Annotated in this window: 12 protein-coding genes and 1 pseudogene; 6 read left to right on the top strand and 7 right to left on the bottom strand. The window is 73.9% G+C overall.

Annotated features, from left to right (window positions below; translation table 11 throughout):
* Positions 1–32: 32 nt before the first annotated feature.
* On the bottom strand, positions 33–1,208 hold the full coding sequence (locus BMY04_RS18950; RefSeq protein ID WP_091185171.1) for an epoxide hydrolase family protein: 1,176 nt from the start codon (positions 1,206–1,208) through the stop codon (positions 33–35).
* Between the two features lie 61 nt (positions 1,209–1,269).
* Between BMY04_RS18950 and BMY04_RS18955 the strand changes: the two genes are divergently transcribed.
* Genes BMY04_RS18955 through BMY04_RS18965 form a run of 3 tightly spaced genes read left to right on the top strand, consistent with a single transcriptional unit; the run spans position 1,270 to position 2,404 of the window.
* On the top strand, positions 1,270–1,839 hold the full coding sequence (locus BMY04_RS18955; protein WP_198410266.1) for a CGNR zinc finger domain-containing protein: 570 nt from the start codon (positions 1,270–1,272) through the stop codon (positions 1,837–1,839).
* Positions 1,836–2,078, top strand: a complete 243-nt coding sequence (locus BMY04_RS18960) for a ribbon-helix-helix domain-containing protein (RefSeq protein ID WP_091185021.1) — start codon at positions 1,836–1,838, stop codon at positions 2,076–2,078. The genes BMY04_RS18955 and BMY04_RS18960 overlap by 4 nt, the downstream gene beginning before the upstream one ends.
* 20 nt (positions 2,079–2,098) lie before the next feature.
* Positions 2,099–2,404 (top strand): type II toxin-antitoxin system PemK/MazF family toxin, encoded by a 306-nt coding sequence (locus BMY04_RS18965; RefSeq protein WP_091185024.1) that lies wholly within the window; start codon positions 2,099–2,101, stop codon positions 2,402–2,404.
* Here BMY04_RS18965 and BMY04_RS18970 read toward each other — a convergent pair.
* Positions 2,391–2,876: a MarR family winged helix-turn-helix transcriptional regulator gene (locus BMY04_RS18970; protein WP_198410267.1), complete on the bottom strand. Its 486-nt coding sequence runs from the start codon at positions 2,874–2,876 to the stop codon at positions 2,391–2,393. The two genes, BMY04_RS18965 and BMY04_RS18970, sit on opposite strands and share 14 nt — an antisense overlap.
* 100 nt (positions 2,877–2,976) lie before the next feature.
* Between BMY04_RS18970 and BMY04_RS18975 the strand changes: the two genes are divergently transcribed.
* Positions 2,977–4,083 (top strand): alpha/beta fold hydrolase, encoded by a 1,107-nt coding sequence (locus tag BMY04_RS18975; protein ID WP_232506502.1) that lies wholly within the window; start codon positions 2,977–2,979, stop codon positions 4,081–4,083.
* On the top strand, positions 4,059–4,508 hold the full coding sequence (locus BMY04_RS18980) for an SH3 domain-containing protein (RefSeq protein WP_139209994.1): 450 nt from the start codon (positions 4,059–4,061) through the stop codon (positions 4,506–4,508). Before BMY04_RS18975 ends, BMY04_RS18980 begins: the two co-directional genes overlap by 25 nt.
* Positions 4,509–4,518: 10 nt before the next feature.
* Here BMY04_RS18980 and BMY04_RS18985 read toward each other — a convergent pair whose 3' ends face one another.
* From BMY04_RS18985 to BMY04_RS19000, 4 genes are all read right to left on the bottom strand, one after another.
* Positions 4,519–5,082 (bottom strand): ATP-binding protein, encoded by a 564-nt coding sequence (locus BMY04_RS18985; RefSeq protein WP_091185179.1) that lies wholly within the window; start codon positions 5,080–5,082, stop codon positions 4,519–4,521.
* Between the two features lie 29 nt (positions 5,083–5,111).
* Positions 5,112–5,987, bottom strand: a complete 876-nt coding sequence (locus BMY04_RS18990) for an LLM class flavin-dependent oxidoreductase (protein WP_139209995.1) — start codon at positions 5,985–5,987, stop codon at positions 5,112–5,114.
* Positions 5,988–6,058: 71 nt separating this feature from the next.
* Positions 6,059–6,844, bottom strand: coding sequence for an SDR family oxidoreductase (locus tag BMY04_RS18995; RefSeq protein ID WP_091185030.1), 786 nt, complete (start codon positions 6,842–6,844; stop codon positions 6,059–6,061).
* A 27-nt stretch (positions 6,845–6,871) separates the two neighbouring features.
* Positions 6,872–7,210 (bottom strand): nuclear transport factor 2 family protein, encoded by a 339-nt coding sequence (locus BMY04_RS19000; protein WP_091185033.1) that lies wholly within the window; start codon positions 7,208–7,210, stop codon positions 6,872–6,874.
* 79 nt (positions 7,211–7,289) lie between these two features.
* Here BMY04_RS19000 and BMY04_RS19005 point away from each other — a divergent pair, with 79 nt between their 5' ends.
* Entirely contained in the window at positions 7,290–8,096 is an 807-nt protein-coding gene (locus BMY04_RS19005) for a MerR family transcriptional regulator (protein WP_091185036.1), read from the top strand.
* A gap of 89 nt (positions 8,097–8,185) precedes the next feature.
* On the opposite strand, the pseudogene BMY04_RS22920 reads toward BMY04_RS19005, so the two are convergent.
* A pseudogene (locus BMY04_RS22920) lies at positions 8,186–8,479 on the bottom strand (hypothetical protein); the annotation flags it as partial.

Here is an 8,479-nt window from a genome sequence, read left to right on the forward strand (position 1 = left end):
CGGGGCTCCCGGCACACGACTGGGGCCGGCGCTCACCACGGCAACGCGCCCAGGCCGACCCGCAGCTCGTCGACGTAGGACTCCGGCACCTCGAGCATCGGGAAGTGCCCGCCGTGGCCGGCCACCCGGAACGACCGCAGGTCGGTGTAGCGGTGCTCGACCCAGGGACGCGGCAGCTTCTCCATGTCGGCGGGGAAGATCGTCACCGCGCTCGGCACGGGGATCTCGCCGGCCTCGTTCGGCGGGGTGTTCTCCCAGTAGAAACGGGCCGACGAGGCGGCCGTCGCCGAGAGCCAGTAGAGGCTCACGGTGTCGAGCATCCGCTGGACGTCGATGGCCTCGGCCGGGTCGCCCTCGTGGTCGGTCCACGCCCAGAGCTTGTCGAGCACCCAGGTCAGCTGCCCGACGGGCGAGTCGGTCAGCGCGTAGCCGACCGTCTGCGGACGCGTCGACTGCTCGATCGAGTAGCCCCGGCCGTGGTCCATGAAGTCCTGGCGGTCCCGCAGCCAGCCCCGCTCCTGATCGTTGAGCGGGCCGTACGCCTCCGGGTCGTCCGGCGCCTGCACGTACGGGGTGAAGCTGTGCACCCCAGCCACCCGTGCGGTGTGCCGGATCGCGAGGCCGGCGGTCACGCGGGCGCCCCAGTCGCCGCCTGCGGCGTAGAAGCGGTCGTAGCCCAGCCGCGTCATGAGCTCCGCCCAGGCGTCGGCCGTGCGCTCCGCGCTCCAGCCCGTCGACGAGGGCCGGCCGCCGAACCCGAAGCCCGGCAGCGACGGCGCCACGACGTGGAACGCGGGCTGCGCCGGGTCGCCCGGGTCCGCGAGCGCGTCCATGACCTCGAGCGGCTCGAGGACCGAGCTCGGCCAGCCGTGCGTGATGACCAGCGGCCGGGCGTCCGGCCGCGGCGAGCGGACGTGCAGGAAGTGGATCTCGGCGCCGTCGATCTGCGTCGTCGCCTGCCCGTGAGCGTTCAGCCGGGCCTCGACGCGGCGCCAGTCGTACGCCTCCCAGGCCTCGACCAGAGCTCGGACGTAGGCGAGCGGCGGCCCCTGCGACCAGTCGGCCCGGTCGTCGGTCGACACGGTCTCGCGCTCCGGCCAGCGGGTCCGGCGGAGGCGGTCGCGCAGGTCGGTCAGGGCCTCGTCGGGCACGTGCAGCGCGAGCGGGCGTACCGCAGGTGACGGCGATGACGGCGTTGAGTTCGACACCAGCACAACGTAAAGCCGGTGTCGACGTTCGTCAACACCGGCATCGCGCTATGGTGGTGTCGTGAGTGCGGGAGACGTCGGACTGGTGGTGGTCGAGCAGTTCGTGAACACGCTCGACGAGCGGACGTTCCTCCGGCTCGGCTCCCTGCACCGTGCCGACGACACGCTGACGTCGGCGGAAGCCCTCGCGTCCTGGTTCGGCGAGCACGACCTGCCCGCCACCGCCGGACCGGCTGACCTGGAGCAGGCACGCGCACTCCGCGCCGGGCTGCGCGCCGCGCTGCTGAGCGAAGGTGCGGCCGCGGATGCGCTCGCAGGCTTCCCCGTCCGGCTCGCGTCCGACCTTGAGCGCGGGCTGCGCCTGCAGGCGGCGACCGGCTCGTCCGGACTCGACGCGCTCGTGGAGACGGTGGCTGCCGCCGTCGCCGACGGACGGTGGAAGCGGCTGAAGCTCTGCGCCTCCGACGACTGCCACTGGGCCTTCTACGACACCTCGCGCAGCGGCGGCGGCCGCTGGTGCTCGATGGAGGTGTGCGGCAACCGCCACAAGACCCGCGCCTACCGGCAGCGCCAGGCGGGACGCCGTCCGCATACCAATTGGTTGACGGCGCCGCCTACGCTTGAGCCGTGACCACGCAGATCGCCGTACGGCTGGAGGACGCGGAGCTGGCGGCCCTCGACGCCGAGGTCGCCGCCGGGCGAGCGCAGAACCGGTCGGACGCGGTGCGGCGCACGATCGCCCGGCTCCAGCGCGAGCAGCGCTACGCCGCGGAGGAGTCCGTCATGCTCGAGCTCGCCCGACGGGGTGAGCCCCTGTACCCCGATCTCGAACCGCTGCTCAGGTCCGCCGCGCACCCCGAGCTGGACTGAACCCGGACCAGCGCGCCACCGTGCGCAGCATCGTGGTCGTCCAGCTCGACCAGCGGCGACCGGCGCTCGTCCTGACCAGGTCGTCGAAGCTGCACCTGCTCCGCTGGGTGACGGTGGCCCCGATCACCAGCACGATCCGTGGGATCGCCAGCGAGGTTCAGGTCGGTCCTCGCAACGGGCTCGACCACGACAGCGTCGTGAGCTGCGACAACATCACCACCATCCCTGCGGACGCGGTGGGCGAGACCATCGGCCTGCTCTTCGACGACCAGGAGGCCGAGCTCGCCATGGCCATCGGCGACGCGTTCGACCTCAGGATCGACTGACCAGCACCGCCCCTGCGTCGCCGCAGCTGCGCGTGACGCCACCGAGCCGCAGGTTCGGCACCCGCAGCAGCGCGGCCTCGAACGTCGCCATCGCCTCCGCCCCGAGCTCCTGCTCCAACCGGTCGCGCAGGGCGGTGAAGGCCGTTCCCCCGATCGCGCTCATCTCGTAGCCCCGGGGCGTCACCCGCAGGGGCCGACGCCGGGCGTCGGCCGGGTCGCTGACCCGCTCCACGTAGCCCAGCTGCTCGAGCGCGCCGATCGTCTTGGCGGCCGCCTGCTTGGACACCCCCAGGCGGCGCCCCAGCGCGGACGCGTCGCCCGCCCCCTCATCGATCGCCATCAGCGCGAAGTGGTGCGTCGTCGTCACCCCCGGGTGGCCCCTCCGCTCGAGCTCGGCGACCGCCTGCGCCGTCATCGCCTCGAACCCCTCCAGCAGCAGCAGCGCCAGGGCCGCGCCGGAGATCGTGTCCACGGAGGCGACCGTACGGGGTCTCGGACAGTCTTGACAACCACGTTGTCCTTCTTCAAGACTGACAACCATGTTGTCCATCGATCCGACGTCAGGAGCTCCCGTGCCTCGATCAGCGCCGACCCACCCCGCCACCATCCCCGGCGTCGAGCACGGGTCCACCGAGGTGCGCGGCCGTGCGCTCCACCACGTCAGCGCTGGCGGCTCGGGCTCGCCCGTGCTGCTCGTCCACGGGTTCCCGGAGACGTGGTGGGTCTTCCACCGCCTGATCCCGTGGCTCGCCCCGTCGCACCGGGTGGTCGCGGTCGACCTGCCCGGGTTCGGCGACTCGGGGCGCGGACCCGGCGACCTCACGAGCGCCGCCGTCGCCGAGGACCTGCACGCCCTGGTCGCCGCGCTGGGCCTCGGCCCGGTCCACCTGCTCGGGCAGGACATCGCCGGCGGCACCGTCTTCCGGCTCGCGGCCACCCACCCCGACGACGTCAGGAGCCTCGTCGCCGTCGAGACGACCCTTCCGGGCTTCGGCTTCGAGGCGCTGGCCGACGTCGGGCACGGCGGGGTGTGGCACATCGGTGTCCTTGCCAGCCGGGGTGCAGCGGACTTCGTCTTCGGCGGTCGCGAGCGCCGCTACCTCGAGGAGGTGTGGTTCCCGCGGATGACGGCGGTTCCCGGTGCCGTGACCCCGGAGGACCTCGACGAGCTCGTGCGCGCCTACTCGGCGCCGGACGCCTGGCACGGCACCTACGGGCTCTACTCCTCGGCGCTCACCGAGGGCGAGCAGATCCAGGCGCTGGTCACCGGCGGCACCTTCCGGGCGCCGGTGCTGGCCGTGGACGCGATGGGCGCGCCGCGTACGGCGACGACGATGCAGGCCGTGTCCGACCGGGTGACCACCGCCGTGCTCGACGGCGTCGGTCACCACGTCGCCCTCGAGGCTCCCGAGCGGCTGGCCGACCTGGTCCTGCCCTTCCTGGCCGAGGTGGACCGGCCGTCGGCCGACGCGCAGCGGTCCAGCGCGCGCAGAGCCACGGGAACGGGACCGGACGGGCGTATCAGGGCCGGTCTCCGACCCTCTCCCCCGACATGCACCGCACCAGCACCGCCGCTGTCCTGGCCCTCGCCACCGCCGCCGCGACCCTCGCCGCACCCGTCCTCCCGGCCAGCGCCGGCACGAGCACCCGCGGGGTGGTCGCCGCGCAGGGCGGGCTGATCGGCCACCTCCGCCCCAGCACCCACGCGCCCGCGAACTACACGTTCCCGAACTCCTCCGAGGTCTCGCTCGACTGCCAGGTGCCGGGCACGGTGGTCGGCGGGAACCCGCGCTGGTACCTCGTCTCCGGCGAGGGCGACGCGAACTGGGTGTCGGCCCGCTACGTCAGCGTCACGGGCGCGGCCGTCCAGCCGTGCGACCCGAGCGACGGCACCTACGCCGCGAAGGCGACCTCCGCCCTCAACCGGCGGGTCGGCCCGACGACCACGGACGCGAAGGCCGGCACGTACGCGAAGGGCGCGGGGTTCCGGGTGCAGTGCTTCACCGACTCGGGCCAGCAGTGGTACCTGACCAGCACCGGGAGCTGGGTCCGGGCCTCGTACGTGTCGACCTCGTCGAAGGTGCGCTACTGCTCCAACTCCTAGAACGACCGTCTCAGGCGGAGGAGCCGTACCGCGCGGGCAACGACGGCCAGCGGGCGGCGGCCCACCCCTGCCAGGTGCTCCCGGGCGGCGCGGGCGGAACCGGACCACCGCCGAGCTCGTCGGCGTCGGGCTCCTCGAACACGGCGTGCCAGCCCTCGAGCTCCTCGGCCGTCAGCAGGAACTGCGCGGGGTCGGCGGCGTACCGCGCGGCCACCCGGCGCTGCTGCTCCGCCAGGCCGACGGGCAGGTAGACGACCTCGGCCCGGGCGCCCACCGACTCAGCGAGCCGGCGCAGGGCCGAGCGTTCGTCGCGGCTCCACAGGCCGAAGTCGAGGACGACGTCGAGCCCCCGCTCCGCGGCCCGCAGCCCGACGTCGATCAGCAGGCCCTCGATCCGGTCGCGGTGGACCGCCCGTTCCGGCGAGCGCCATCCGGTCGGGCCGTCCTCGGGGAACAGGCCCAGCTGCCACTCGTCCGGCGTGAGCCGCAGCGCGCGCAGACGGGCCTCGAGCTCCTTGGCCCTGGTCGTCTTGCCGGCCCCGGGCAGGCCGACGACGAGGTGCACGACGGCCACGTCCACCTCCTGCCCACCTCCTGAGCGGCCTACGTCCCGGCGAGCTCGGCGACGGCCGGCGCCAGCGTCTCGGCCGCACCAGCCCCGACGACCACGTAGGAGAAGCCGAGCTCGTCGCGCCGCCGCCGGATCTCCTCCGCCGCGGCGGCCGGGTCGGCGGGGAGGTAGGCGAGCGAGTCTGCTGCACGCACGGCCGCGGTGTCGACGTCCGGCCCCGCCATGAAGGGGGCCACCGCGTCGCCGATCACCGGCACGTGCAGGGCGAGCTCGGCGCCGCGCGGGTTGCCGAAGCCGGTCACCCGCCGGGCCGTGTCAGCCCGGGTCTCGGTCTGCGGCATCACGAAGTTCACGATGTCGGCGTGCTCGGCCGCGAGCGCCCGGGCCTTCGGGCCGCCCACGGCCATGGCCACCGGGGTGTGCAGGTCCGGGCCGTCGAGGTCGCGCAGCGCGATGATCACCTCGCGCACCTGCTCGGCACGGCGGCTGACCGGGACGTCGGGCAGGTCGAGCTCGCGCAGCAGGTCCGCGATGCCGGGACGGCCGGTGCCGATCCCCATCTCGAAGCGACCTCCCGTCAGCACCGAGAGCGAGTGCGCCTCCCACGCGGTGATCCAGGCCGGCCGCACGGGCGCCGCGTACACCCAGGTGCCCACGCGCAGACCGGTCAGCGTCGCGGCGACGGCGAGGGTCGGACCCGGCGCGGGCTGCCAGCCCGGGACGTCCGGCATGAGCACCGTCGAGTAGCCGGTGTCGGCCAGCCGCCGCAGCTGGTCGTGCCACGACGCCAGGTCGTCGACGACCGGGGCGACCGCGCCGAACCGCAGCGGCCGCCGCCGCTCGGCCGACGGGCCCGCTCCCGTCGGCGTCGGACGTGCCGTGACCTCGCGCGCTGCCGGATCGACCATGCAGCCCTGACCTCGGGCCGACCCGGAACTCATCGCGGACGTCCACGCGCCCGTCCCGGCCGGCCGCCGGCTCAGACCGTCGGCACGGTCCCGCCGTCGATCACGTACTCCGCGCCCACGACGGCAGAGGCGCGGTCGGAGACGAGGAACCCGACCAGGTCCGCGATCTCCTCCGTGCTCGCGAACCGGCCGAGCGGGATCCCGCCGAGCGCGTCGACGATGCTCTGCCGGGCCTCCTCGCGCGTCCTCCCGCTGCCGTCGGTGAGGGTGTCGACGAAGGTCTCGAACGCCTCCGTCCGGATCCCGCCGGGGCTGATGGTGTTGACCCGCACCCCGCGGGGTGCGAGCTCGTTGGCCAGGCCCTTGCTGTACGTGCGCAGCGCGGCTTTCGCCGACGCGTACGGCAGCGTCGCGTCGTGCAGCGGCAACTCGCGCTGGATCGACCCGAAGTGCAGCACGACCCCCGATCTCGCCTCGAGCATGGCCGGGAGGAGCGCCCGGTCGAGCCGGACCGCCCCGAGGAAGTTCAGGTTCAGCTCGGCGAGCCACTGCTCCTCGGTGATCACCGCGAACCCGCCCGGCGGCGTCGACGACCCGCCGACCACGTGGACCAGGATGTCGAGCGGGCCTCCCTCCGCGATGCGAGCGGCAACGTCCTTCGCACCCTCGGCCGTCACCGTGTCCGCCGCGACGAAGCGGTCGGGCCGGTCGTACGCGTCGGGCATCGTGCGCGCGGTCGTCCAGACGTCGGCACCCATCGCCCGCAGCCGCGCGACCACGGCCCTGCCGGACCCCTTCGACCCTCCGGTGACCAGCGCCCTGCGCCCGTCGAGACGGTCCCGGTCTGCCTGTGCCATGTCTTCTCCTCGCTACCCAGTCGACCGTCAGCCGATGTCGAGGCGCGCGATGCGGTCGCCGTCCAGGGCGAAGCGGTAGCTCAGGTCAGCCGTCCCGCCCGGGAAGTTCCCCTCGAGGTGGTGGCCGACCACCCAGACCTCCCCGTCGCGGGCAGCGCCGGTGACGTCGTCGGTGTAGGTGAACTCGGTCCCGGCCTCGGCGATGAAGCGCCGCAGGACGTCCTCGCCGCTGTAGGTGTTCCCCTCGTCGGTGATCACCGCGGCGGGCGTCATCAGGGCGAGCGCGGCGTCGGCGTCGCGCGCCTCGTGGGCCGCGTTGAAGGCGCGGATCGTGGCGGGCAGCTGGTCGAATGTGATGGTCTCCATGCCCTCGAGGCTGGGTCCTCGCGGCGCGGGAGGGTCAAGCGCTGGAGTCTCCCCCCGGGGGAGAGTCCAGACTGCAGCCATGCTGGCGATCGGCGAGTTCTCGCGCCTGACGCACCTGAGCGTGCGGACGCTGCGGCGCTACCACGAGGCGGGCCTGCTCGAGCCGGAGCTGGTGGACGCCTCGAGCGGCTACCGCTACTACGCCGTCGACCAGATTCCGACCGCCCAGGTGATCCACCGGCTCCGCGAGCTGGACGTGCCGCTCCCCGACGTCCGGCGCATCCTGCGGTCGCCCGACCCGGGCCGGCGCGCCGCCCTGGTCGCCGAGCACCTCGGCCGCCTGGAGTCCGAGCTGGCCCGGACCCGCGCCGCGGTCGTCTCGCTGCGCCGCCTGCTCGCTCCGGAGCCGGCGCCGCTGCAGGTCGAGCTGCGCGCGGAGCCGGCGGTCACGGTGGCCGCGGTCGAGGACGAGGTGGACGAGGACGACGTCGTGGCCTGGTACGCCGGGGCGATGGCCGAGCTCGACGCGGCGCTCGGCGCGGCGGCCCACGCCGGACCGGCCGGCGGGCTGTTCGACAACGCGCTCTTCGAGCACGGCCGGGGACGGGTGCTGCTCTACCGGCCCTCCGCGGAGCCACCCACCCGCGGGCGCGTCCACCCCGTGACGCTGCCCGCCGCCGAGCTCGTCGTGACCACCCACGCCGGCGAGCACGACGGCATCGAGGTGACGTACGGCGAGCTCGGCTCCTGGGTCGTCCGGAACGCGCTGACCGTGGCCGGGCCGGTCCGGGAGCGCTACCTCGTGACCCCGCAGGACACCGACGACAGCGCCGCCTGGCGCACCGAGATCGGGTGGCCCGTGTTCCGCCTGGCCACGAGCCCCTGAGGCACGACCCGCGACCGGACACCGGTGGGCCTGTCTGGTTCCGCTTGAGGCTTGACGGTTGAGTACCGGTTGATCCTTGACACTCTGAATCAGACTCTAGGCCGCGGGCGGCTGCCGGCGGCGTGCTTCTTCCTCACCTCCCCGCTGCTGGTCCGGGTCACGGTCTTGAGCAGCTCGGAGCCGATCCAGAACTGCAGGACCTGGTCGGTGACGAGGACGTCGCATCGCGAGCCGGCGCGGTGCTTGCCGACGCTGACTTGCTGCCAGGCCACGCAGACGACGCCGTTCGGGCCGACCTTGCGACTGACCCAGCCGTCGCCGTCCCGGTCCGCGGCGCAGGCGGGCTCCACCGCCGCGCGAGCGAGCGCCGCAGGTTCCTCACC

The sequence above is a fragment of the Microlunatus flavus genome (assembly GCF_900110855.1).
GTDB classification, from domain to species: Bacteria; Actinomycetota; Actinomycetes; order Propionibacteriales; family Propionibacteriaceae; genus Microlunatus; species Microlunatus flavus.